The sequence below is a fragment of the Luteimonas sp. R10 genome (assembly GCF_045689605.1).
In the GTDB taxonomy this organism is placed as follows: Bacteria; Pseudomonadota; Gammaproteobacteria; order Xanthomonadales; family Xanthomonadaceae; genus Luteimonas.
In genome coordinates, this window is sequence record NZ_CP141262.1 from 1,358,695 (window position 1) to 1,383,297 (window position 24,603).

The following is a 24,603-nucleotide window of genomic DNA, read 5'->3' on the forward strand; positions in this document are numbered from 1 at the left end:
GTCGGCGGTCTCGCGCGTGCCGGCAGTCAGATTTTCGTGCACATCCGTGTGTGGTTCCTTGTTCCTATGACTTCCGGCACGCGAACGGGTACTATGCTAATGCTGTACTGGATGGTATAGCAATTAAAAAGATCTCGTGGCGCAACAAGCCGCGTCTCGAACCAACCTCCCCCCGGAGTTTCACCAATGATGATGCGTCCGCGCCCGATGGCGCTTGCCGGACTCTGCGCGCTGTTGCTCGCTGCCTGTGGCGGCGAGCCGGAACAGCAGGCGCCGCCGCCGCCCGAGGTGGGCGTGCTGACGATGCAGCCGGAGACCGTCCCGTTGCAGAAGGACCTGGTCGGCAGGCTGGGCGCCTATCGCAGCGCCGACGTGCGCGCCCGTGTGCCCGGCGTGCTGCAGAAGCGGCTGTACGAGGAAGGCAGCGACGTGCGCGAGGGAACGCCGCTGTTCGCCATCGATCCGGCGCCCTACCAGGCCGAACTCAGCGCCGCCCGGGCCGCGTTGGCGCAGGCGCAGGCCAACTATGCCAACGCCCAGGCCGCCGCGGAACGCGCGCGTCGGCTGGCGCCCGAGAACTTCATCTCCCGCTCCGACCTGGACAACGCGCTGGCCGCCGAACGCAGCAGCCGGGCCGCGGTGCAGGCGGCGCAGGCCTCGGTCGAGGCGGCGCAGATCAACCTCGGCTACGCCACCGTGCGCGCGCCGATTTCGGGCCGGGCCGGCCAGCAGCAGGTCACCGAGGGCGCGCTCGTCGGGCAGGGCACCGCCACGCTGCTGGCCACGGTCGACCAGATCGATCCGCTGTACGTGAATTTCTCGATGGGCGTGTCCGAACTGGACCGGGTCCGGCGCATGCAGCTCGACCGCTCCGGCCCGGTCGAAGTGCAGGTCATCCTGCAGGACGGTTCGGTCTACGAGCACACCGGCGAGCTGGACTTCTCGGGCGACGTGGTCGATCCGGCGACCGGCGCGGTTTCCCTGCGTGCGGTCCTGCCCAACCCCGACCAGACGCTGCGGCCCGGCGCCTATGTCACCCTGCAGGCGACGCTCGGGCAGCAGCCCGGCATGTATCTGGTGCCACAGGCGGCAGTGCAGCGCGACGCGTCGGGTGCCTACGTGATGGTGGTGGGCGAGGGCGATACCGTGGCCCGCAGGCAGGTCGTGACCCAGCGTGCCCAGGACGGGCACTGGGTCGTCAGCGACGGTCTTGCGGCAGGCGACCGGGTGATCGTGTCGGGCCTGCAGAAGGCGCAGCCCGAGGCGCCGGTCAGGCCGGTGCCGTGGCAGCCTGCCGCCGCCGGCCAGGCCTCCGGTGCGGGTGCGCGCGCGCAGGACGGCGGCGGTGCCGATGCGCCGGCGCAGCCGGACGCGACCGCCGCGCCGCAGGCCGGCACGCAGGACGCACAGGCGGAACCGGCACCCGCGCCCGAAGCGGAGGACTGATCCGCCATGCCCAGGTTTTTCATCAACCACCCGGTCTTCGCCTGGGTCGTCTCGATCCTGATCTCGCTCAGCGGCGTGATCGCCGTGCTCAACATGGGCGTGGAGTCGTATCCGAGCGTGGCGCCGCCGCAGGTCACGGTGTCGGCGACGTACCCGGGCGCGGACGCGCAGACCACGGAACAAGCGGTCACCCAGGTGATCGAGCAGCAACTGACGGGCATCGACAACCTGCTGTACTTCAGCTCCACCTCGAGTTCGTCGGGCCGCGCCAGCATCACCCTGACCTTCCAGACCGGCACCGACGCCGACATCGCCCAGGTCCAGGTCCAGAACAAGGTGTCGCTGGCGACGCCGCGCCTGCCGAGCGAAGTCACCCAGCAGGGCGTGGTGGTCGCCAAGGCGAACGCGGGCTTCCTGATGGTGGTCGGACTGCGCTCGAGCAATCCGGACTTCGACCGCAATGCGCTGAACAACCTGATCGGCTCGCGCGTGCTCGAGCAGATCTCGCGCGTGCCCGGCGTCGGCAGCACCCAGCAGTTCGGCTCCGAGTACGCCATGAACATCTGGCTCAATCCGGACCGGCTGCAGGGCTACGGCCTGTCGGCCAGCGAGGTGCTGGCCGCGGTGCGCGGCCAGAACGTGCAGTTCGCCGCCGGCGCGATCGGCTCCGATCCCGCCCCCCCGGGGCAGGGCTTCACCGCCACGGTCTCGGCCGAGGGCCGCTTCAGCAGCGCCGAGGAGTTCGCGGACATCGTGCTGCGCGCCGACAGCGACGGCACCACGGTGCGGCTGGGCGACGTGGCGAGGATCGCGGTGGGCGCGTCCGGCTACGGCTTCGACACCAAGTACAACGGCCAGCCCACCGGCGCGTTCGCGATCCAGCTGCTGCCGGGCGCCAACGCGCTCAGCGTGGCCGAAGCCGTGAGCGCGCGCATGGACGAACTCGCGCCCGGCTTCCCCGAGGGCGTGGAGTGGTTCGTCCCGTTCGACAGCACCACCTTCGTCACCATCTCCATCAAGGAGGTCATCAAGACCCTGGTCGAGGCGATGGTGCTGGTGTTCCTGGTGATGCTGCTGTTCCTGCAGAACCTGCGCGCCACGATCATTCCGACCCTGGTGATCCCGGTCGCGCTGCTCGGCACCTTCCTTGGGCTGAGCATGATCGGCTTCACGGTCAACCAGCTGACGCTGTTCGCGATGGTGCTGGCGATCGGCATCGTGGTCGACGACGCGATCGTGGTGATCGAGAACGTCGAGCGGATCATGGCCGAGGAGCATCTGCCGCCGCGCGAGGCCACGATCAAGGCGATGGGCCAGATCACCGGCGCGGTGGTCGCGATCACGGTGGTGCTGGCGGCGGTCTTCATCCCCAGCGCGCTGCAGGGCGGCGCCTCGGGCGAAATCTACAAGCAGTTCGCGATCACCATCGCGGTGGCGATGGGCTTCTCCGCGTTCCTGGCGCTGGGCTTCACGCCGGCGTTGTGCGCGACCTTCCTCAAGCAGCACGCGCCGCCAGGGGAGAAAAAGGAAAACTTCATCGTCCGCACCTTCAACAGGTACTACGAGAAGGTCAACACCACGTACGTGGGCCACATCGGCAGCGCGGTTCGGCATGCGCCGCGCTGGATGATCGTGTTCGCGGCCCTGGCGGTCGTCTGCGGACTGCTCTATGCGCGCCTGCCGACCAGCTTCGTGCCCGAGGAGGACCAGGGCTACGCCATGGCGATCGTGCAGCTGCCGCCCGGCTCCACCCTGCAGCGGACCCAGGCCGTGTTCGAGCAGGTGCGCGGCACGCTGGAGCAGCTGCCCGCCTACGAGGGGATGATGCAGGTGGCCGGCTTCAGTTTCGTCGGGCAGGGCGAGAACGTCGGCATGGCCTTCATCCGGCTCAAGCCCTGGGACGAACGCGAAGGCACGATCAACGACTTCCTGCAGCAGGCGAACGGCGCGCTGTCCGGGGTCAGGGACGCCAGCATCTTCGTGGTCAACCTGCCTACCGTGCAGGGCCTGGGCCAGTTCGGCGGCTTCGACATGTACCTGCAGGACCGCGGCGGCGCGGGCCGCGAGGCGCTGCAGCAGGCGCGCAACCAGCTGCTCGCCAGCGCGGCGCAGGACCCGGCGCTGACCGGCGTGCGGCCGAACACGCTGGAGGATGCGCCACAGCTGCAGCTCGAGGTCGACCGCGTGCAGGCGCAGGCGATGGGGCTGTCGGTCAACGACATCTACAACGCGATCCAGCTGATGCTGGCGCCGGTGTACGTCAACGACTATTTCTCCGAAGGCCGGATCAAGCGCGTCACCATGCGCGCCGACGCGCCCTACCGCACCGATCCCGAATCGCTCAACCGCATCTACACCCCCAGCCCGCAGACGACCGCGGGCGGGGCGCGGATCATGATTCCGCTGAGCAACGTGGTCGACGCCGGGTGGGGCACGAGCACGCCCTCGCTGACCCGCTACAACGGGTACTCGGCCGTCAACATCGTCGGTTCGCAGGCGCCCGGGCGCAGTTCGGGCGAGGCGATGAGCGCGATGGAGCGGATCGTCGACGAGGAGCTGCCGGCCGGCTTCGGCTACGACTGGGCGGGCATGTCCTACCAGGAGATCATCGCCGGCAACACCGCGACGCTGCTGCTGGTGCTGTCGGTGGTGGTGGTGTTCCTGTGCCTGGCGGCGCTCTACGAGAGCTGGTCGATCCCGGTGGCGGTGCTGCTGGTGGTGCCGCTCGGCATCCTGGGCGCGGTGGTCTTCACCATGCTGCGCCCGGGCCTGTCGAACGACATCTTCTTCAAGATCGGCATGGTGACGGTGATCGGCCTGGCGGCGAAGAACGCGATCCTGATCGTCGAGTTCGCCGTGCAGCAGCGGGCAGAAGGCAAGACGCTGCGCGACGCGGTGGTGGAGGCGGCGCGGCTGCGTTTCCGCCCGATCCTGATGACCTCGTTCGCCTTCATCATGGGCGTGACGCCGATGGCCCTGTCGACCGGCGCCGGCGCCAACGCCCGCCATGCGCTGGGTACCGGCGTCATCGGCGGCATGCTGTTCGCGACCTTCCTCGGCCTGCTGCTGATTCCGGTGTTCTTCGTGATAGTGCGGCGCGTGCTCGGCGACAAGCTCGACGAGCCGTCGGCGGAATACCTGCGCGCCCAGGAACGGGCCGCCGCTGACGCGGACGGCGATCGACCGGCCCTGCCGCCGCCCGCCACCTGATCGCAGGGCTGCGGCGGCGCCATGCGCCGGCCGCGGTCCGGCCCATGAAAAAACCCCGGCCGCCGAGCGGCCGGGGTTTCGTTTTCGGTGACGGCCTCCGGAGAGAGAGGGCGGCCGTCGACCGGTGCTTCAGGCCTTCTTGCCGGCCGTCTTGGTGGCCTTGGCGGTGGCGGTCTGGGCCTGCTCGGTGGCAGCCTCGACCTGGCCCTTGGCGATCTGGCCGATGGCCTCGTTGGTCTTCAGGGTGCGGGCGAAGACTTCCTGGCTGGCGTTGATGCTGCGCTCGACGTTCTCGCGCGCAACCTGCACGCCCTTCGGCCAGACGGCCTTGTAGCCGTCGAGGTCGCGGACCTCGGCGAGCTCGCCCAGGAAGGCGAAGGTGGCGTTGGCGTTCTCTTCCAGGGTGCTCAGCTGCAGGCCGAACACCTTCTCGGCGTTTTCCAGGGCCAGCTGGCCGACCTGCGACGCGGTCTCGCCGAACTGGCGGGTGGTGGCGGTGAACTGCTCGTTGAACTGGTACATGGCGGATTCCTGCTTTGGTGTGCCGGCAGGGAGTGCCGGATTTGTGCGGTGCAGCATATGTCCGATTTTGTTGCAATGCAACATTTCCCCGATGAACGGCATGCGCCCGTTCAGGAACCTTTGAATTTCAATGGATTGCCCGGCACCATGGCGGTAGGAGCGCACCGCAGGGGCGCGACGGCCTTCGCTGGAATGGTCGCGCCCTGCGGTGCGCTCCTACGAATGCGGGGTGGTTCGCGGCGCGGCGCTCACCCCCGGTAGCGACAGCCCGAAGTGCAGGTCTCGTGCACCACCACCTCGCTCAGCATCGGCAGTGCCGGCCTGAGCCGCTCCCAGATCCAGATCGCCAGCCGCTCGCTGGTCGGGTTCTCCAGCCCCTCGATCTCGTTGAGATAGTGGTGGTCGAGTTGCCGGTACAGCGGGAGGAAGGCGGCCTTCAGGTCGGCGAAGTCCATCACCCAGCCGGTGTCGGGTGCCGGCTCACCGGCAACATGGATCTCGATCCGGAACGAGTGCCCGTGCAGGCGCGCGCACTTGTGGCCCTCGGGCACGTTCGGCAGCCGGTGCGCGGCCTCGATGGTGAAGACCTTGAAGATGTCCATGGCGTGATCCGTGTGGTGGGCGCCGGCCCGCGTGGCGGACGCGCGATGACCGGAGCGCTCCGCGACGGGGTGCGGTCGGTATCCCGGAGGGCGCGCGGCGTATCGGGGCAGAGACAATGGTGGCTATGGGTGGACTCGAACCACCGACCCCAGCATTATGAGTGCTGTGCTCTAACCGGCTGAGCTACATAGCCACGGCCTGCGCGCTTGCGGCGCGGCGAACCGCGAATTGTCCACGCCCGCGGGGCCGCCGTCAATGTCGACGGTGCGCGCTTGTCGGTTCCCCCCGGGCGTGGCAGAGTCGGACGCAGTGAAATTTCCGGAGTCCGCATCGTGATCGATCCGGACGGGTATCGACCGAACGTCGGCATCGTGCTGATGCATCCCAATGGCCGCGTGTTCTGGGCCCGGCGGGTGCGTCACGACGGTTGGCAGTTCCCGCAGGGCGGGATGAACACCGACGAGACGCCGCTCGAGGCGATGTATCGCGAACTGAACGAGGAAACCGGGCTGTCGCCCGAGCATGTCGCCGTGCTCGGCGTGACCCCGGGGTGGTTGCGCTACCGGCTACCGCAGCGGGCGATCCGGCGCAACGACCGCCTGGTCTGCATCGGCCAGAAGCAGGTCTGGTTCCTGCTGCAGTTCACCGGCGAGGATCGCGACCTGCGGCTGGACCTGACCGAGAAGCCGGAATTCGACCACTGGCGCTGGGTCGACTTCTGGTATCCCCTGGATCACGTGGTCGTGTTCAAGCGCGGTGTCTATGCCCATGCGCTGCGGCATCTGGCGCCGTTCGCCCGCCAGGTGGCCGGGCCGAAGGCGGTGCCGTTCGTGCAGATCGATCCGCACCGGCACGGCGCGCGGCGGCAGCGGGCCAAGTCCGGGCTGGGCGGAGCGGCCGGCAGGAGCACCGATGCGAGCCGCAGCTGATCCCGGTGCGCCGGCAGCCTGTTAATTGACAATCATTCTCGTTTCTGGCCGAATGCGGATCCGTCTTCGAATCACGCCCGCCAGCCCGTGTACGTCTGCCTCTGCAATGCCGTCACCGAACGCGACATCCACGAAGCCGCCGCGGCCGGCTGCTCGGGCATGCCCGAGCTGACGATGCGCACCGGCTGCGGTGCCTGCTGCGGCAGTTGCGTGCCCACTGCCTGCGAGGTGCTGGAGCAGGCGCGATCGGCATCGAAGACCGCCGCCGCCGACCCGCCGGTCCGCGCGGCCATCGCCCGGGCGGCGTGAACGCCGCCTCGCGCGGAAAATGAGCACGATTCGCGTTCCGTCATGCGATTTTCCGCGGCGCTAGAGTAGGGGTCGTTCCGTTGCGGAGACTCCCCCATGAAAGGCGACGCGCAAGTCATCAAGTATCTCAACGAGGCGCTCTACAACGAGCTGACCGCGATCAACCAGTACTTCCTGCACGCAAAGATGCTGAAGAACTGGGGATTGCAGGAACTCGCCAAGCACGAGTACGAGGAATCGATCGACGAGATGAAGCATGCGGACATGTTGTCCGAGCGCATCCTGTTCCTCGAAGGCGTGCCCAACTTCCAGGCGCTCGGCAAGCTCAAGATCGGCGAGAACCCGCGCGAGATCCTCGCGTGCGATCTTGCCCTGGAGCTCGAGGCCATCCCGCTGCTGCGCGATGCGATCAAGTACTGCGAGCAGGTCCACGACTACGTCAGCCGCAAGCTGTTCGCCGACATCCTCGAGTCGGAGGAGGAGCACGTCGACTGGATCGAGACCCAGATCGACCTGATCGAACGCGTCGGCGAGCAGAACTACCTGCAGAGCAAGATCGACGGCGACGATTGAGCGCGGGAAGCCGGCCCCGCGGCCCGGCCGGGCGTAGCGGAGCAGGGCGGCCCTGCGCGGCTCAGGCCGGGGTGGTCCGGCTATCGGAGCGAAGCTGGCGCCGCGCGCGGGCGAACTCGTTGGTGACCAGCGCGACCGCCACCGCGGGGCGTGCCAGGTTGCCCTCGCGCGCGCCCTGCTCGATGCGCTTGGCCGCCGCGGAGAGCAGCATGGCGCCGAGGTTGGCGCTCGACGACTTGAGCGAGTGCGCGGCGTCGCGCAGCGCGTCGTAGTCGGGGCCGGCCGCGGCGATCTCCAGCCGCGCCAGCAGGCGCGGCGTGTCCTCGAGGAAGACCTCGATCAGGCGGTCGACCTCGTCGCCGAGCATCGAACGCAGTTCGTCCAGCACCTCCCGGTCGATGACCGGGGGCGGCGGCGGGCGTGACGGTGCGGCGGCGGGCGGCGCCGACGCTATCGGCCTTCCAGCGGCTTCTCCTCCGGTCGTGCCGGACGTCGCGCGGCCGGCCTGGTCCGCGGGTGGAACGCTGGCGGGTGTCGCGGGTCGGGCCGGCGGCGATATCGCCGTTCGGGTGGACTCGGCTGCGACCGGCGCCGGGGTGGGTGCAGCGGCAGCCTCGCCGGCCGATCCCGGCGCGTGTCCCGTCGGTGGCGGTGGCGTGTACGGCTGCGCCGAAGGCGGCGGGTCCGAGGCCGGTTCAGGACCGGCCGGTGCCGGCGCGCGGTCGTCGCGGACCGTCTCGGCCATCGGCGTCAGCGTCCACTCGGCACGTGGCGGTGTCGCCGACGGCGTGGGCGGAAGGATCGGTGCCGCAGCCGGTTCGGACGCGTCCGGTGCGGGTGAGGATCCGACGGCCGCCTCGGCGGCCGCAGGCGGGTCCGGTTCGGCCGCAACGAGCGCGGCGGCGACCGATGCCGTCGCGGCCGGTTCCGGAGCCGGTGTCGCCGAGTCCGCTTCCGTTCCTTGGTCGCTTGCCGCCGTCGCTGCGGGCCGCGCGTCGGAGGCGGCCTCGTCGCCGGTCGGCAGGTCGACGTCGATCTCCTCGGCCGGATCCGGGACCACGTCCTCGACAGCCGGTTCGGGGCTCCACCAATGGCTCAGGCAGCGCTCCAGTTCGCTGCGGGTCACCGGCTTGGGCAGGTAGTCGTCCATGCCGGCGTCCAGGCATTTCTGTCGGTCGCCGGCCATGGCGTTGGCGGTCATGGCGATGATCGGCACGTGGCGCCGGTCGCCGGCGGCGGCTTCGCTTTCGCGCCATTGCCGGGTCGCGGTGTAGCCGTCCATCACCGGCATCTGGCAGTCCATCAGCACGATGTCGTAGCGCGAGGCCGACATCCGCATCAGCGCCGCCTCGCCGTTGCCGGCGGTATCGCAGGCGATGCCGAGCATCGACAGCAGCCGCTGCCCGACCATGAGATTGACCGGGTTGTCCTCGACCAGCAGCACCCGCGGGCTGCGCGCCGGCCGCGCCCGGGTAGTGTCGTCCGCCGCGGCCTGCGGCGCCGGCGCGGGTTGGCCGGCATCGGCCGCCGCCGGTGCCTCGGGAACGGTTGCGGTTGTGCTCAAGGGCGGCTCCTCGTCGCTCGCGGTTTCGCCGATCAGCGCGGCGCGCAGGTCGGCGTCGGGCGCCTGGCGGCTGAGCACGGTCGCGCTGGCGCGCAGTTCCTCCGGCACCGGGTCGTCGCCGTACAGGCAGACCAGCCTGAGGTCGCCGTAGACCGCCTGGCGGCCGAGGTTGCGGTGCAGCGCCAGTGCGGTGTTGCGCATGCCGGCGAGGTCGGCGAGCACGATCGAGTACGCCCACGGCGCGCCCTGGCTGGCCGCGGCGCGCAGGCGGTTGAGCGCCTCCTGCGTGGTCTCGACCGCGCTCACGCGCAGGCCCCAGTTGGGCAGCTGCATCGACAGGCGCAGGCGCAGGCGCGGGTCGGCGCTGAGCAGCAGCAGGCGGCCGCCGTCGGTGAGCCGGTCCTGCGTCGGCATGTCGCCGTGCACCTTGAGCAGCGGCACCTCGAACCAGAAGGTCGCGCCCTGGCCGGGCGCGGACTGCACGCCGATATGCCCGCTCATCAGTTCGACGATGCGCTTGGAGATCGCCAGGCCCAGGCCGGTGCCGCCGTAGAGCCGGGTGGTGGAGGCGTCGGCCTGGTTGAAGGCCTGGAACAGGCGCCCCTGCGCCGCCTGGGAAATGCCGATCCCGGTGTCGCGCACCTCGATCCGCAGCTGGTGCTGCGCGGCGCTCTCGCCGATGCGGCGCACGCTGACCGTGACCGAGCCGCGCTCGGTGAACTTGACGGCGTTGCTGACCAGGTTGCCCAGCACCTGGCGCAGGCGCACCGGGTCGCCGCGCACCGGCAGCCGCACCGCGGGGTCGATCTGCAGGCTCAGGCGCAGGCCCTTGCTTTGCGCCGGGCGCTCCATCAGCTGCAACACGCTCTCCAGCAGTTCGCGCAGGTTGAAGCTGGTGATCTCCAGCTCGAGCTTGTCGGCCTCGAGCTTGGAGTAGTCGAGGATGTCGTCGACGATCCTGAGCATCTGCTGCGAGGAGGTGTACGCGGTACGCACCAGCTCGGCGTGGTCGGCGGGCAGCCGCGCGTGCATGAGCAGGTCGAGCATCGGCACGATGCCGTTGAGCGGCGTGCGGATCTCGTGGCTCATGGTGGCGAGGAACTCGCCCTTGGCCATCACCGCCGATTCCGCCGCCTGCTTGGCCTGGCGCAGTTCCTGCTCGAGCTGGGTATGGCGTTCCAGCTGCGCCTGCAGCTCGGCGCGCTCGGCCTCGTTGCGGCGCACGACCTCCTCGGCCTCGTCGAGCTCGCGGTCGCGCGCCTGCATCATGTAGATCGTGGCGCTGAACGCGAATGTCGCCAGCAAGGCCAGCACCAGGGCGATGCCCTGCCATGGGCCGGCCATGCCGATGAAGTCGAGCAGCAGCATCACCGCTGCGCCGCAGGCGGCGCCGAGCGCCAGCCAGCGCAGCATCAATGCGGAGGGACGTGTCCGTGTCAGCGTGACCATGGTCTAGAGCACCGAGTGGTGGAAGTCGAAGTCGAGGTCGTCCGCGACCTGCTGGACCAGGTTGCCCTGGATGTAGTCGATGCCGCTCATCCACAGCGTCGCTGCGGCCTGCGGATCCTCGACCTGCTGGCCGATGACCTGCAGCCCGACCCGGTGCGCGCGTTCGATCGCATCGCGCATCGCGTCGCGCACGGCGCTGTCGGTGAGCTTGCTGGAGAAGTCCGCCGCCAGCCGCACGAAGTTCAGCGGCAGCTGCGCGAGCAGGGTGTCGACGTCGCCGTCGGGGCGGTACTGGCTCAGGCACAGCTGCGCGCCGGCGGATGCGATCGTGCTACAGAACTCCTGCAGCGACACGGCGTGCATCAGGGCGTCTTCCTGGCGCACGTCGATCACCAGGCAGGCGCCGTCGATGCCGCGCTCCTGCAGCGCGGACACCAGCCAGGCGGCATGGCCCTCGCGCGCCAGGCTGCGCGGCGACTGCGACACGAACAGCCGCAACGGCATGCCGCGCGCCTGTTGTCTCTGCAACAGCCCCAGCGCCAGTTCCAGCACGCGGCGGTCGATGTCCTGCAGCAGCCCCGCGGCCTCGGCGACCGGCAGGACCTCGCCGGCGGTATGCAGCATGCCTTCGGCATCGCGCAGCCGCAGCAGGGTCTGGTATTGCGCCTGGTCGCCGCCGGCGACCGCGACGATCGGCTGGTAGGCCAGCTCCAGCCGGTCGCCGAGGAGCGCGTCGGCGATCATGTCCGCCAGCCCGCGGGTCCGCTCGAGCGCGCTCGGCTCGGGCGGGACGTAGGTGGCGATGCCGGCCGGATCGCTGCGCGAGGCGCGCAACGCCTGCTCGGCGGCGGCGAGCGCGCTGCCGGCGTCCTCGAATCCGTGCGCGAGCGCGGCGCAGCCGATCCGCGCCCGCAGCCGCAGCGGTTCGCCGCCGGCATCGAACGCATGCTGGCCGAGGCCGTCGCGCAGGCGGCGCGCCCACTCGACCGGATCGGCCGGCGCGGAATCGCTGGCGTGCTCGACATGGATCAGGAACGTATTGTCGTTGAGGCGCGCCGCCGGGTGTCCGGCGGCGAGCTCCGCGATCCGGCGCCCGGCGTCGAGCAGCACCGATTCCAGCGTGGCATAGCCGAGCCGGTCGCGCAGCGCGGCGGTGCCGTCGATTTCGAGGAAGTACAGCGCGCCGCCGCCGGGAATCGCCGCAGCCAGGCGTTGCAGCATGCGGTTGCGGGTGTGCAGGCCGGTGGTGGGATGGCGCCCGTCGGGCCGCTGCGCCCGCAGTTTGCGCGCACGCTTGATCCGGTTCTCCACCGCGGCGATCAGGTGGCGCGGCCGCACCGGCTTGCTGAGGAAGTCGTCGGCGCCGATCGCCAGGACCTCGAACTGGCGCTCGGGATCGGGGTCGCCGGTCAGGAACACGATCGGCGTGTGCGCATAGCCGGGATTGCCGCGGATCATGTCGGTGAGCTCGGCGCCGTCGATGGCCGGCATGTGCAGGTCCATCAGCACCAGGTCGGGTTGGAACGCCTTCAGCGCCGCCATCACCTGGTCGGCGTCGGAGACCGCCTGCGCCTGCATGCCGGCCCCCTGCAGCACGCTCTGCGCGAACAGCGCCTGGCTGCGGTCGTCCTCCACGACCAGCACGCGGTAGGGCGGCTCGCCGCTGGCCGCCGCCGCCGGCCGGGCGCTCGCCGCCCGCAACGCCAACGCCTCCTCGATCGCCCCGTCGTCCTCGGCGGGCAGCGTCGGGGCGGCCGCGTCCGAACTCCAGCGTCGCCAGTAGTGCGCCGGTGGAAACTCGGCGCGTCGCGTGTCGTCTGCCATCCCCATTCGTACGACTGTGCCGCCATCCGTGATCGCAGGCAACTGCCCGGCCACCGCCGTCGGTTCCGCTGCCGGCCCGGTCCGGCGCGTCGCGCGGCACGGGAGCCGGCGTGCTTCTGCAGAGGGGCGATTATGCGCGATCGCGGCGGGCGCCTTCCGTGCGCCCGCCCGCAATCGCGCGCACCGTATTCAGGATCGGCGGTCCGGGCGCGGGATTCAGCCCGGGGCGGGGCGGGGCGCGCGTCGAAACAGCCGCCGCCACAGCCACCACATCGCCAGGGCGACCAGCACGCCGATGCCGACCACCAGTGCCAGCGCGATCCAGGGATGGGTGAACGCCAGCGCCAGCGCGCCCACCACCACCGCGTCCTCGGTGGCGGAGGCGGTCCAGTTGCTGAACGGCTCCGGCGAGGCGTTCAACAGCGCCCGCGAGCCGGATTTGAGCAGGTGGCTGGTCAGCGCCACGCCGGCGCCGGTGGCGAGCATGCCGGCGCCGAGCTCGCCGTCCGGCGACAGCGCCGCGGCCGCCAGGAAGGCGCCGGCCGGCACCCGCGCCAGGGTCTGCAGCAGGTCCCAGGCCGAGTCGACGCCGGGGATCTTGTCGGCGAAGAACTCGGCCAGCGCCAGCACGCCGGACACCCCGAGCACCCAGGGCGAGGTGGTGGCCTCGAGCGCCTGCGGCAGCTCCAGCCAGCCGAACGCGCCGGCCAGGCCGACGCCGAACACGGTCAGGTAGACGCGGATGCCGGCCAGCCAGGCCAGCAGCACGCCGATCGCGAACAGGTGTGCCTCGGACATGGGATCTCCGCGCGGGCACCGGGGCGGCGCGCGCCTGTGCGCAGTATAGGCAGACGCTCCGGGCGGTCTCGACATTCGCTCCGTGATTCATCAGGCGATGCGTCGGGCACGCGCCGGGAAGCCGCCACTGCGCTCGTACGGGAACGACGCGTGTGGGAGCGGCGCATGTGGGAGCGACGGAAGTCGCGACTCCGCGGGCGGCCGGTCGCGACTCCCCGGCGGCGGCATGCCGCCGCCATCCCATAGGAGGTCGCGGGCGCGGGCTTGAACGCGGGGACGGCCTGCAGGCGCGGAACGGGATGCGGACGCCGGTGAATGCGGACGAACCGCGGCGCCGCATCGTGTTGACGCCGGCTCCGGGCGCTGGCTATACGGTGGGGGATGAACGATGCGCCGCCCCCCGACCCGCCCGATTCGCCCGCCGCGCCGGCGCCCGCTGCCGCCCCCCCTCCGCACCACGATCCGCATCCGCGCTGGACCTACGTGCTGATCGCGGTGCTGCTGCTGTCGCTGGCGTTCGGCGCCTGGGGGCTGTCGGTGGTGCTCGGCGGTCGTCCGTCCGGCGATCCCCATGCGCAGCTGCGCGCGCAGCAGGCGCAGATCGAGGACCTCGAGCAGCGGGTGACCACGCTCACGCGCTCGGACCAGATCAGCCGCGACGCCAACCGCGACCTGCAAAGCGCACTGACCGAGCGCGAGGAGGAGATCGCCGGCCTGCGCGCCGATGTCGCCTTCTACGAACGTTTCGTCGGCGCGACCGCGCAACGGCGCGGGTTGTCGGTGCACGAGCTGCTGCTGCAGCCGAGCGGCGACGGCGTCTGGCATTTCACCGCCACCCTGACCCAGAACCTCAATCGCGGCGCGGTCAGCCGCGGCGGACTGAAGCTCTCGGTCGAGGGCACGCGCGATGGCAAGCTGGAGCGGCTGGATTGGGTCGACCTGCGCCAGCAGCACGACGCGCCGCCGGTGGAGTACTCGTTCAAGTACTTCCAGCAGGTGAACGGCGACATCCTGCTGCCCAGGGGCTTCTCCCCGGTGCGGGTGAGCGCGCACCTGGATCCGGCCAATGGTGCGGAGGTCGAGCAGTCGTTCACATGGGCCGATGCGACGGCCCGTTCCGCGCCTGGCGCTTGAACCGGGGCACCGCGCCCCCCATCCTGAGCGCATGACCACGATGCAATCCGAACCGACGGGCTACCAGGCGCTGTCCCGTCCGCTCGACTTCACCCAGGCGGCGGCGGCCAAGGTGCGTGAACTGATCGCCGAGGAAGGCAACCCGGCGCTGAAGCTGCGGGTGTACATCCAGGGCGGCGGTTGTTCCGGTTTCCAGTACGGATTCGAGTTCGACGAGGAGCAGGCCGAGGAGGACCTCGCGGTCGACACCGACGGCGTGGTGCTGCTGGTCGACCCGCTCAGCCTGCAGTACCTGATGGGCGCGGCGGTCGACTACGTCGAGAGCCTGCACGGCGCGCAGTTCACGATCCGCAACCCGAACGCCAAGAGCACCTGCGGCTGCGGCAGCAGCTTCACGGTGTAGGCCCGCGGCCAGATGGCCAAGGGCGTGATGGCGTGATTCTCGATCCGGCCCGCATTTGGTAGGAGCGCACCGCAGGGGCGCGACCGGCCTTCCGGCGAAGGCTGTCGCGACCCTGCGGTGCGCTCCTACATCGTCCGGTGGAAGCCGGAATCCAGCCCGTGGCGAAATATTCGGAAAGCCGGATGATGGCATCATCCGTCGTGCCGCCTGCGGCCGCGAACGCTTTCTCGAATCACCCATCACCAATCACCGCCCGATGTCCTTCGCCTTCGTCGATGGTGCGCTCGATCGCGCCGAACACCTGCGCAACGATCCCGACGCGCTGGCCGCCTTGTGGCCGCATGCCCAGCTGCTGCTGCTCGACGGCGACGGCCGCGCCCTGGTCGACGCGCGGCAGGCGCGCTTTCTGCCGCCGCCGGGGGCATTGGCGGCGCTCGATCCCGCGCAGGCGATGTTCCTCGGCCTGCATGGGGGGCAGGGGTGGTTCGCGTTGCCGACCGAAGCGCTGGCCGTCGAGGCGCCGGCGCGGATCGACCTGCGCACCGCCGCCGCGGCCTGGCCGGCGCTGGAAGCGACCGCCTACGCACAGGCGCGCGCAGTGCTGCACTGGCGCGCCCGCCACCGGTATTGCGGCGCCTGCGGGCGGGCGCTGGCGTTCTCGCGCGCGGGCTGGCTCGGCCACTGCGCGCACTGCGATCTCGAGCACTATCCGCGCACCGACCCGGCGGTGATCGTCGCCGTCTCCGACGGCGAGCGCCTGCTGCTCGGGCGGCAGGCCGGCTGGCCGCCGCGGCGCTGGTCGGTGCTCGCCGGCTTCGTCGAGCCGGGCGAGACCCTGGAGCAGACGGTGGCGCGCGAGGTGTTCGAGGAGTCCGGCGTGCGGGTGCGCGCCAGCCGTTACCTGGCCTCGCAGCCGTGGCCGTTCCCGTCCTCGCTGATGCTCGGCTTCGAGGCCGACGCCGAACCCGACCCGCCGGTGGTCGGCGACGAGCTGGAGGCGGCGCGCTGGTTCGGGCGCGACGAGATCGGCGCCGCACTGCGCGGCGAGTCCGGCGACGACGGCCCGCTGCTGTCGCCGCGGATCTCGATCTCGCACTGGCTGATCGAGGACTGGTGGAACAAGGGAAACCGCGGGCGATAGGCCTGCGCGCGGCGAGCCTTGGCGCACGTCGCCTCCAACGTGCATGCGGCCCCCCCGCGGGCGGGACCACTTGCCCGTGTTTCCCGCGCGGGCCGGGTGCCGTCTGCGGCAAGCACCGAACGAGGTCCCGCGTCATCCTGGCGTAGGCAGGATCCATTCCCCGCGGACCCCTCGATGACGCAACCAGGCTGCTGCTTCGAACGGCCGGAGCCGCAACGGCATGCCGGATCCCGGCCGACGCCGGGATGACGATTCGCCGACGGGCGGCCTCCGCCCGTCCCATCTCTCGTTTCCCGCTCCTCGTTTCTCGTTCCTCGCTCTTCGCCGGCTACACTCCCGCCATGTTCACCACGCTGCTCGCCGTCGTCGTCGCGCTGGTGCTCGGCCACCTCGCGCCGGCGCTCGCCGGATCACTGCGCCAGTACGGCTGGTACCAGGGCTGGCTGCGCTGGCTCGACGGGCAGTTCCCGCAGGAAGGCGCGTGGCAGGGCCGTTTCGGCATCGCCCTGGCGCTGTTGCCGCCGCTGCTGCTGGTGGCGCTGTTCCAGTTCGCGCTGGATGGACGCATGTTCGGCTTCCCGGCGCTGCTGTTCGGGGTCGCGGTGCTGTTCTATGCCTGGGGGCCGCGCGATCTCGACCTCGACGTGCGGGCGGTGGCCGACGCCGCGGACCCGGTCGCACGCCGCGCCGCCGCGGAGCGGCTGTGGCCGCATGCGGCAGCGCCTTCGCTGGGCGGGCCGGACCTGGTGGCGCAGGTGTTCCGCAACGCCCGCGGGCGCTGGTTCGGCGTGCTGTTCTGGTTCCTGCTGCTCGGCCCGTTCGGCGCGCTGTTGTACCGCCTGACCGCGCTCGCCGCCGAGGGCGAGGCCTCGGCGGCGCTGCCGGCGCAGACGGCGGCCGGCGCCCGCGGCCTGCTGGCGCTGCTGGACTGGCCGGTGACGCAGCTGCTGGCGGCCTCGCTGGCGCTGGTCGGCAATTTCGACGTGGTGGTCGGGGCCTGGCGCGAGGCGGGCAGCGACGGATTCGCTCTCGACAGCGGGTTCCTCGATCGCCTCGCCCGCGCCAGCGTGCGCGAGGAGCTTGCGGACGAGGCCGCCGACTACGCCGAGGCCGGCCTGCCGCCGCCGGTCGCGGCGGCGCCGGAACTGCCGGAACTTCGCGATGCCATGAGCCTGGTCTGGCGCATCCTGCTGCTGTGGCTGGCGGTGATCGCGCTGTTCGTGATCGGCGGCTGGGTCAACTGATCGCCTTCGCCTGCTGTCCCCGGGGGCGATGATCGCAATCTCGCTCCTGGCCGCGCCGGCCATTCGCCTTCGGTCGCGACTGCCGTCGCTCCCACAAGACAGGTGCGCGGATCACGTACTCGTCGATATCGCCCTGTGGGAGCGACGGCAGTCGCGACACCCGCGTACGCGGCCGCGGCGGCGATCCACCTTTCAGTTCGCCTGTGAACGGCCGCCGTGCAGCCACTCCCACGCAGGCCAGCGCCTACGCCTGGTCGCCCCGCAGCGCCCGCACCCTGGCCTCCAGCTGCGCCGCCGTCGCGGTGCCGCCATCCAGCGGCGCCTCGGCCACCACCTCGACATGGGCACGGAACCGCCGCGGCACGCGCATCCGGCCCATCCGCGAGTCGTTGCGGCTCCACATGCTGGCCCACATGCCCTTGAGGGCCGTCGGCACCACCGGCACCGGACGGCGTTCCAGGATCCGCTCCAGCCCCGGCTTGAACGGCGCGATCTCCCCGTCGGCGGTCAGCCGCCCCTCGGGAAAGATGGCGACCAGCTCGCCCTCGGCCAGCGTGCGGTCGACCTCGTCGAACGCGCGCTGCATCAGCGCCGGGTCCTCCTTGGCGCCGGCGATCGGGATCGCCCGGGCGGTGCGGAAGATCCAGCGCAGCACCGGGATGTTGAAGATCCGGTGGTACATCACGAAGCGCACCGGCCGCGGGATGGCGGCGGCCAGGATCAGCGCGTCCATGTAGCTGACGTGGTTGCACACCAGCAGCGCCGGGCCCTCGTCCGGCACGTGTGCCTCGATGCCGCGGATGCGCAGCCGGTACAGGGCCCGCACCAGCAGCCAGCTGAGGAAGCGCATCAGGAACTCGGGCACGATGGTGAAGATCCAGATCGCCACCAGCGCGTTGAGGACCGCCAGCGCCAGGAACACCTGCGGGAGGCTCCAGCCCAGCAGCTGCTGCGCGGCCAGCGCCGACATCGCCGCCAGCACGATGAAGCCCGAGTTCTGGATGTTGAGCCCGGCGATCACCCGCGAAAGCTCGTGCTTCGGCGAGCGGCTCTGGATCAGCGCGAACAACGGCACCACGAAGAAACCGGCGAACAGGCCGATGCCGACCAGGTCGGCCACGATCCGCCAGCTGCCGGCCTCGCGCAGGAAGCCCAGCGCGTCCAGCCCGGTGGCCGGCGCCACGCCGGTGCGGGCGAAGTACAGGTCGAGGATGAAGGCGCTCATGCCGAACGCGCCCAGCGGCACCAGGCCGATCTCCACCGTGCGCGCCGACAGCTTCTCGCACAGCAGCGAGCCCACGCCCACGCCGACCGAGAACAGCGCCAGCGCGAAGATGTACAGCGTCTCGTCGCCGCCCAGGTGGACCCGCGCGTAGGCCGGCAGCTGCGAGGTCAGCACCGTGCCGACGAACCAGAACCACGACACGCCGAGCACCGCGTTGCGCACCGCCAGCTGCTTGCGCGCCAGCTTGAGCATGCGCACCGATTCGGGCACCGGGTTCCAGTTGATCTTCAGGTCCGGCGCGCCGGCATCCACGCGCGGGATCAGCCGCGCGACCAGGTTGCCGAGCACCGCCAGCGAGACCACGGCCACGCCGGCCACCCACGGCGCCTGGTCGCCGGCCAGCTTGAACAGCAGGCCGCCCACGATCATGCCGATCAGGATCGACATCGACGTGCCCATCTCGACCAGGCCGTTGCCGCCGGTCAGCTCCTCCGGCCGCAGCACCGAGGGCAGGATCGAATACTTGACCGGCCCGAACAGGGTCGACTGCACCCCGGTGCAGAACAGCGCCGCCAGCAGCAGCGGCAGGCTCTGGGTCATGAAGCCGAGCGCCGCGACCAGCATGATCGCGATCTCCATCGCGGTGGTGATCCGGATCAGCCGGTGCTTCTCCAGCTTCTCCGCCACCTGCCCGGCGATGCCGGAGAGCAGGAAGTAGGGCAGGATGAAGACCGCCGGCGCCAGGCTCGCGTACAGCGCCATCTGCTCGTCGCTGGCCTGCAGCCAGAACAGCATGCCGATGATCGCCTGTCGGAAGACGTTGTCGTTGAGCGCGTTGATCGCCTGCACGTTGAAGAACGGCAGGAACCGCCGCTGCTTCAGCAGCCCGAACTGGCTATGGGTCGGGGGCACGCCGGGCAGCGCGTCGGGCGCAGGCGGCGCGCCCGGGTTCGGTGTCTGGTTCGGCGGATCCTGCACCATGCGGCTTCCTCGCGGTCCCGCGGGAGTGTAGCCGGTCGCGATTGCCGCCTGCGGGAGCCACCGTTCCCCTGGGCGCAGCTCCCGTCGGTTCCCGCGGGCGAGGCGCCATAAAAAAGCCCCGCGTCGCCGCGGGGCCTGTCGTGCTTCCGGAAAGCGGCCGGGCCGGTCAGTAGTCCTTCTGGACGTTGATCAGCACGCCCTCGTCGCGCTGGTCGTCGCCGCCGGCCTCGGCGCGGTACTCGAAGCGGGTGGTCCAGCCGCCGTCGCCCTCGAAGCTCGCGCCCAGGCCGAGCATGAAGCGCGAGCGGTCGAACGCGCTCGGCGTCAGCGTATGCCAGGGCCCTTCGGCCAGGTCGGCATAGCGCACCAGCGCGTCGCCGTTGCCTTCCAGTTCGCGCTGGTACTCGATGCGGAGCTGCGGCGTCAGCCAGCCGGGCGCGATGCGGTGGCGGTAGTCCATCCGCAGGCCGAGGTTGCCGGTACTGCTGTCGACGTCCATCGCCTCGTAGCGCAGTGCGAGGAACGCATGGCCGGTCTCGGTGTAGGCGTCGAGCGAGGCGCGGGTGATGTCGAAGCGCGCATACGGGGTGAACTGCATCGACCCGCGCTGCAGGTCGGCGCCGAGCGACAGCGAGCCGAACCACTGGTCGCCGTCGCGCCGGCCGCGCACCATGCCGTCGGCGGCGGTGAGCTGGCGATGCAGGTCGAAGTCCAGCGTCTGGTAGCCGGCCAGGGCGTCGACGAACAGGTGTCCGCCGGGGTGATAGCTGGCGTAGCCGACCAACGCCCTCGCGGAGCTTTCCATCCGGCTGCCGGCGTCGCCGACGTCATTGTCGTCGCGGCCGTAGCCAAGGCCGGCGCCGAGCGTGAAGGCCGGGCCGAGGTCGAAGTCGACGCCGAGGCTGACGCCGTCGGTCTCGAAACCGGCCGACGAACCGCCCTGGCCGTCGAAACTGCCCGAGCGCAGCGAGCCGCCGATCCAGGCGCCGAAGCCGCGGCGCATGCCGGCGTCGCCGTCCGCCGGATCGCCCGCCGCCGGCGCCATGCCGTCCGCCGCCGGCATCGGACGCTCGCACCGGTCGGGCCGGTCGGGCGGGTTCGATCCCGGCGGCTGCGTGCAGGTGCGGTGGGCGGCCAGGCCCAGGCGGTTGTCGACGCCGTTGTCGCGGCGGCCGCCATGCAGGCGTTCCAGGCGCTGCTGGAAGTTGTCCACCTGCGCGCGGGCGAAGCGGCGGGCCGACTGCACCTGGGCGTCGAGCAGGCCGCGCACCTCCGCATCCTGCGACGGGTCGGGACGATCGATCGCTTGCAGCGTGTAGCTGCGCGCGCCGGCGAAGCCGAGCGCATCGGTCGCGGTGATCTCCAGCACGAACTCGCCCGACTCGGTCGGCGCCCCCGACAGGTCGCCGTCCGCGGACAGCGACAGGCCTGCCGGCAGCGCGCCGGCGGTGACCGTGAACGCGTACGGCGCGGTGCCGCCGTTCGCCTGCAGGGTCGCCGCGTAGTCCATGCCGAAGATCGCCGCGGGCAGGGTGGCCGGGTCCACGGTGATCGCCGGGGCGTCGATCGCCAGCGTGTAGGCCTGCGCCACCGTCGCGGCGCTGCCGCCGGTGCTGTCGGTGGCGGTGACGCTGAAGTCGAACGCGCCGGCCTCGGTCGGCGTGCCGGACAGGGTGCCGTCGGCGGCCAGCGAGAGGCCGGCCGGCAGGGTCCCCGAAGCCAGGGTGTACACGTACGGCGCGATGCCGCCTTCGGCCGCGAACGCCTGCATATGGCCGACGCCGGCGGTGCCGCCCGGCAACGCGCCGGCCGCGGGCGTCATCGACAGCGTCGGCGCCTGCACGGTCAGCGTGTAGTCGCGGGTCAGCGTCGCGGCGGTGCCCGCGGTCGCGTCGGTCACCGTGACGCTCAGGTCGAACGTGCCCGATTCGGCCGGGGTGCCGGCGAGTGCGCCGGCCGCCGCGTCGAAGGTGACGCCCGCCGGCAGGGTGCCGGTCAGTGCGAGCGTGTACGGCGCGATGCCGCCCGAGGCCGTCAGCGACTGGCCGTACGGCGTGCCGGCGACCGCGGCGGCCAACGTGGCCGGCGTCAGCGACAGCGCCGGAACCGCGACGGCCAATGCGTACCCGCGGCTGCCGGACTGGCCGTTCGCGTCGGTCGCGGTGATGGTCAGGTCGAAGGTCCCGGCCGCGGTCGGCGTGCCGGACAGGCGGCCGTCGGCGGCGAGCGACAGGCCGGTCGGCAGCGTGCCGGCGGTGATCGCGAAGCCGTACGGCGCGGCGCCGCCGGTCGCGGCGACGCCGACCTCGTAGGCCTGGCCGGCGGTGCCGCCGGCCAGCGTCGCCGGCTCGAGCACGATCGTCGGTGCCGCCACCACCAGCGTGTAGGGCGCGCTGACGGTGAACGGCGCACCGGCGCCGGTCGAGCCGGTGTCGGTCGCGGTGACCGTGATCGGGTAGCTGCCCGGCGCGGCCGGCGCGCCGCTCAAGGTACCGTCCGAGAACGACAGGCCGGCCGGCAACGCGCCGGCCAGCGCGTACGCATACGGGCCGACGCCCCCGCTGGCGGTGAACGCCTGCGAGTACGCCGCGTTGTACGGGGCGCCGAACGTCGTTGCGCCCGGCGCCAGCGCCAGCGTCGGTGCCGCGACCGCCAGAGTGAACGCCTGGTGGCCGGTGAACGGTCCGTTGCCGGTGCTGCTGTCGGTGGCCGACGCGTCGAGGCCGAACGCGCCGGCGACCGTCGGCGTGCCCGACACGGTCACGCTGTCGGCGGTGGTGGCCGTGACCGAGAGACCCGCGGGCAGGCCCGCGATCTGGTAACCGCCGTACGGCGCCGCGCCACCGCTCCAGGTGAAGGTCTGGCTGTACGGCACGCCGGCGGTCGCGTCGAAGCCGCCGGCCGCGGCCACGGCGATGACCGGATCGCCGACGGTGATCGACACCGTGGCCGGCGCCGAGGTGCCGCCGTCGTTGCTCGCGGTGTAGGTGAAGCTGTCCGGACCGGCGTAGCCCGTCGCCGGCGTGTAGGTGATCGAGGTGCCGCTGACCGAGGTCGCACCGTGCGACGGTGCGCTGGCCACCGCGACGGAGCCGACCACGCCGGTGATGTCGAGCGCGAGCAGGGCCGGGGCGCCGTAGGCGACGTCGGCGCTGCCGTCGTTGGCCACCGGTACCGCGTTGGCGATCGTGAGCGAATAGGCCCGCGAACCCGAGAACGGCCCGCCACCGGTGCTGCTGTCGGTGGCGGTCGCGGTGAAGCCGAAGGTGCCGCTGGCGGTCGGCGTGCCGGACAGCACGCCCGCCGGGCTCAGCGACAACCCGGCCGGCAGCGCCCCGGCGGTGACCGCGAACGCGTACGGCGCAGTGCCGCCGCCGGCCGACAGGGCCTGGTCGTAGGCCACGCCCGAAGTGCCGGACGGCAGCGTGGCAGGCGACACCGTGATCGACGCCGCGGCGACGACCAGCGTGTAGGCGCGGCTGCCGCTGTGGGGTCCCGGCGGCGCACTGCCGTCGGTCGCGGTGACGGTGAAGTCGAAGGTGCCGGACGCGGTCGGGGTCCCGGACAGCACGCCGCCGCTCGACATCGACACGCCGGCCGGCAATGCACCCGCGGTGACCGTGAAGTCGTAGGGCGCACTGCCGCCGCTCGCGGCCAGGGCCTGGCTGTAGGCCGCGCCCACCGCCGCGCCCGGCAGGCCGGACGGATCGATCGTGATCGGCACGTCGTCGTTGACGATCGTGCCGGTGCCGCTGGCGTCGGCGATGGTGGCGTTGGTCGCGCCCGACAGGCCGACGGTGAAGGTCTCGTCGGCTTCCGCCGCGGTGTCGCCGGCGACGGAGATCGGGATCGTCCGGCTCGTCGTGCCGGGCGCGAAGACCAGCGAGCCGCTCGATGGGGCGTAGTCGCCCGGCGCCGCCGCGGTGCCGTCGGCGGTCGCGTAGTCGACCGTCACGGCCTGCCCGCTGGGCGCGCTCAGGGTCACCGTGAACACCATGCCGGTGGTGCCGCTGTTGCCCTCCACCTGTTCGGCGTCGCCGAGCGACAGCGACGGCAGCGGATCGTTGTCGACGATCGTGCCCACGCCCTGGCCGTCGGCCACCGTCGCGCCGGTGACGTTGGCGACGTTGACGAAGAAGGTCTCCGTCGGCTCGTTCAGCGCGTCGCCGATCACCGACACGGAGAAGGCGTGGCTGCTGGCGCCGGCCGGGATCGTCAGGCCAGACAGGCTGCTCGCGTCGTAGTCGCTGCCGGCGATGGCGGTGCCGTCGGCCGTGGTGATGTCGAAGCTGACGCCGCCCGCGCCGGCCGGCGCGTCGAGGCTCACGGTGAACACGGCATGGCTGACGCCTGCGTCGATCTCGGCGACGGTCACATCGTCGACCGTCAGCGACACCGTGTCGTCGTTGCGGATCGTACCGGTCGCACTCGACGGCGAGCCCACGGTGTAGCCGGTACCGGGCGCAATGCCCACGACCACGGTCTCGTCCGGTTCCGGCGCCGAGTCGGCAGTGGGATCGACCGTGACCTCCCAGTTGATCGCGCCGAGTGGCAAGGTCACCGAGCCCGAGACCGGCGCGTAGTCGCTGCCCGCCGTGGCGGTGCCGCCGGTGGTGTAGTTGACCGTCAGCGGGACGCTGCTCAGCTTGTTCAGCCCCACCTGGAAGCGCAGGACGTTGCCGCCGTCCTCGTCCACGGCGGGCACGGTGGCGAACACGTTCGCCGCCGGCGGATCGCTGCCGAAGGGCACGACGATCCGGTTGGAGATGTTGCCGCCGCGTGCCACCCCGTTGGAGATCGCCCTGAACTGGCCGAACTGGGCGATGCCGAAGGTGTCCGACGCCGTCGTCGTGTAGGTGCCGGTGCAGGTGGTCGTGGCGTTCGGGGCCAGCGGCAGCCCGGCGCACGAGAAGTTCGACACCGGATGGTTCATGTTCTCGAGCGTGATCGAGTTCGTCACCGCATTCGACTGCCCGAACGACAGGGTGAAGGTGATCACCTGCCCGGGCCCGGTGTAGAACGACGGCGACGTCCCGTTGAAGGTCATCACCTGCGCGAAGGCGGGCGTGGCGAGCGCCAGGTACAGCATCAGCGCTGCGCCGAGGCGGGCGAGGTTCCCGCGCGGCAGGCGGAGGATCCGACCGCCGGTGGAGGTCGCTTGGCGGGCAGGCACACGCTTCGCCCCCCGCATGCCCGTGAGGGCATGCAGCATCTTCCGAATCATCCGATTTCCCCCTGCCCAATGGCC

15 protein-coding genes, 1 tRNA gene and 1 pseudogene are annotated in these 24,603 nt (G+C 71.3%); 9 read left to right on the top strand and 8 right to left on the bottom strand.

What is annotated here, in order from left to right:
- Nucleotides 1-189: 189 nt before the first annotated feature.
- Both U3649_RS05795 and U3649_RS05800 read left to right on the top strand, forming a co-directional pair.
- Nucleotides 190-1,446, top strand: coding sequence for an efflux RND transporter periplasmic adaptor subunit (locus tag U3649_RS05795; protein WP_407353928.1), 1,257 nt, complete (start codon nt 190-192; stop codon nt 1,444-1,446).
- Between the two features lie 6 nt (nt 1,447-1,452).
- Entirely contained in the window at nt 1,453-4,656 is a 3,204-nt protein-coding gene (locus U3649_RS05800; RefSeq protein ID WP_407353929.1) for a multidrug efflux RND transporter permease subunit, read from the top strand.
- A gap of 129 nt (nt 4,657-4,785) precedes the next feature.
- Here U3649_RS05800 and U3649_RS05805 read toward each other — a convergent pair whose 3' ends face one another.
- The 3 genes from U3649_RS05805 to U3649_RS05815 form a co-directional block, all read right to left on the bottom strand.
- A complete protein-coding gene (locus U3649_RS05805) occupies nt 4,786-5,178 on the bottom strand; it encodes a phasin family protein (RefSeq protein ID WP_407353930.1) in 393 nt (130 codons plus the stop codon).
- Between the two features lie 248 nt (nt 5,179-5,426).
- Complete coding sequence (queD, locus tag U3649_RS05810) at nt 5,427-5,780, bottom strand: 6-carboxytetrahydropterin synthase QueD (protein ID WP_407353931.1); 354 nt, start codon at nt 5,778-5,780, stop codon at nt 5,427-5,429.
- Nucleotides 5,781-5,897: 117 nt separating this feature from the next.
- Nucleotides 5,898-5,974 (bottom strand) — tRNA-Met (locus U3649_RS05815).
- Between the two features lie 139 nt (nt 5,975-6,113).
- On the opposite strand from U3649_RS05815, the pseudogene U3649_RS05820 reads away from it, so the two are divergent.
- The 3 genes and pseudogenes from U3649_RS05820 to bfr all read left to right on the top strand — a co-directional run.
- A pseudogene (locus U3649_RS05820) lies at nt 6,114-6,593 on the top strand (RNA pyrophosphohydrolase); the annotation flags it as partial.
- Nucleotides 6,594-6,797: 204 nt separating this feature from the next.
- A complete protein-coding gene (locus tag U3649_RS05825) occupies nt 6,798-7,019 on the top strand; it encodes a (2Fe-2S)-binding protein (RefSeq protein ID WP_407353932.1) in 222 nt (73 codons plus the stop codon).
- 96 nt (nt 7,020-7,115) lie between these two features.
- Nucleotides 7,116-7,592 (top strand): bacterioferritin, encoded by a 477-nt coding sequence (bfr, locus tag U3649_RS05830; protein WP_407353933.1) that lies wholly within the window; start codon nt 7,116-7,118, stop codon nt 7,590-7,592.
- A gap of 61 nt (nt 7,593-7,653) precedes the next feature.
- Here the strand turns inward: bfr and U3649_RS05835 are convergent, their stop codons facing one another.
- The 3 genes from U3649_RS05835 to U3649_RS05845 all read right to left on the bottom strand — a co-directional run bounded on the left by U3649_RS05835 (nt 7,654) and on the right by U3649_RS05845 (nt 13,227).
- Entirely contained in the window at nt 7,654-10,605 is a 2,952-nt protein-coding gene (locus U3649_RS05835; RefSeq protein ID WP_407353934.1) for an ATP-binding protein, read from the bottom strand.
- Nucleotides 10,606-10,608: 3 nt separating this feature from the next.
- On the bottom strand, nt 10,609-12,429 hold the full coding sequence (locus tag U3649_RS05840; RefSeq protein WP_407353935.1) for an EAL domain-containing protein: 1,821 nt from the start codon (nt 12,427-12,429) through the stop codon (nt 10,609-10,611).
- 216 nt (nt 12,430-12,645) lie between these two features.
- Nucleotides 12,646-13,227, bottom strand: a complete 582-nt coding sequence (locus U3649_RS05845) for a DUF4126 domain-containing protein (protein WP_407353936.1) — start codon at nt 13,225-13,227, stop codon at nt 12,646-12,648.
- A 381-nt stretch (nt 13,228-13,608) separates the two neighbouring features.
- On the opposite strand from U3649_RS05845, the gene U3649_RS05850 reads away from it, so the two are divergent.
- The 4 genes from U3649_RS05850 (at nt 13,609) to U3649_RS05865 (ending at nt 17,149) form a co-directional block, all read left to right on the top strand.
- On the top strand, nt 13,609-14,361 hold the full coding sequence (locus U3649_RS05850) for a DUF6776 family protein (protein ID WP_407353937.1): 753 nt from the start codon (nt 13,609-13,611) through the stop codon (nt 14,359-14,361).
- A 31-nt stretch (nt 14,362-14,392) separates the two neighbouring features.
- Nucleotides 14,393-14,764, top strand: a complete 372-nt coding sequence (gene erpA, locus U3649_RS05855; protein WP_407353938.1) for an iron-sulfur cluster insertion protein ErpA — start codon at nt 14,393-14,395, stop codon at nt 14,762-14,764.
- Between the two features lie 256 nt (nt 14,765-15,020).
- Nucleotides 15,021-15,905: an NAD(+) diphosphatase gene (gene nudC, locus U3649_RS05860; protein WP_407353939.1), complete on the top strand. Its 885-nt coding sequence runs from the start codon at nt 15,021-15,023 to the stop codon at nt 15,903-15,905.
- A gap of 341 nt (nt 15,906-16,246) precedes the next feature.
- Entirely contained in the window at nt 16,247-17,149 is a 903-nt protein-coding gene (locus tag U3649_RS05865; RefSeq protein WP_407353940.1) for a hypothetical protein, read from the top strand.
- A gap of 244 nt (nt 17,150-17,393) precedes the next feature.
- On the opposite strand, the gene U3649_RS05870 is transcribed toward U3649_RS05865, so the two are convergent.
- Together U3649_RS05870 and U3649_RS05875 are read right to left on the bottom strand one after the other, a co-directional pair.
- A complete protein-coding gene (locus U3649_RS05870; protein WP_407353941.1) occupies nt 17,394-19,355 on the bottom strand; it encodes an MFS transporter in 1,962 nt (653 codons plus the stop codon).
- A 166-nt stretch (nt 19,356-19,521) separates the two neighbouring features.
- Entirely contained in the window at nt 19,522-24,528 is a 5,007-nt protein-coding gene (locus U3649_RS05875) for a putative Ig domain-containing protein (protein WP_407353942.1), read from the bottom strand.
- Between the last annotated feature and the right edge of the window lie 75 nt (nt 24,529-24,603).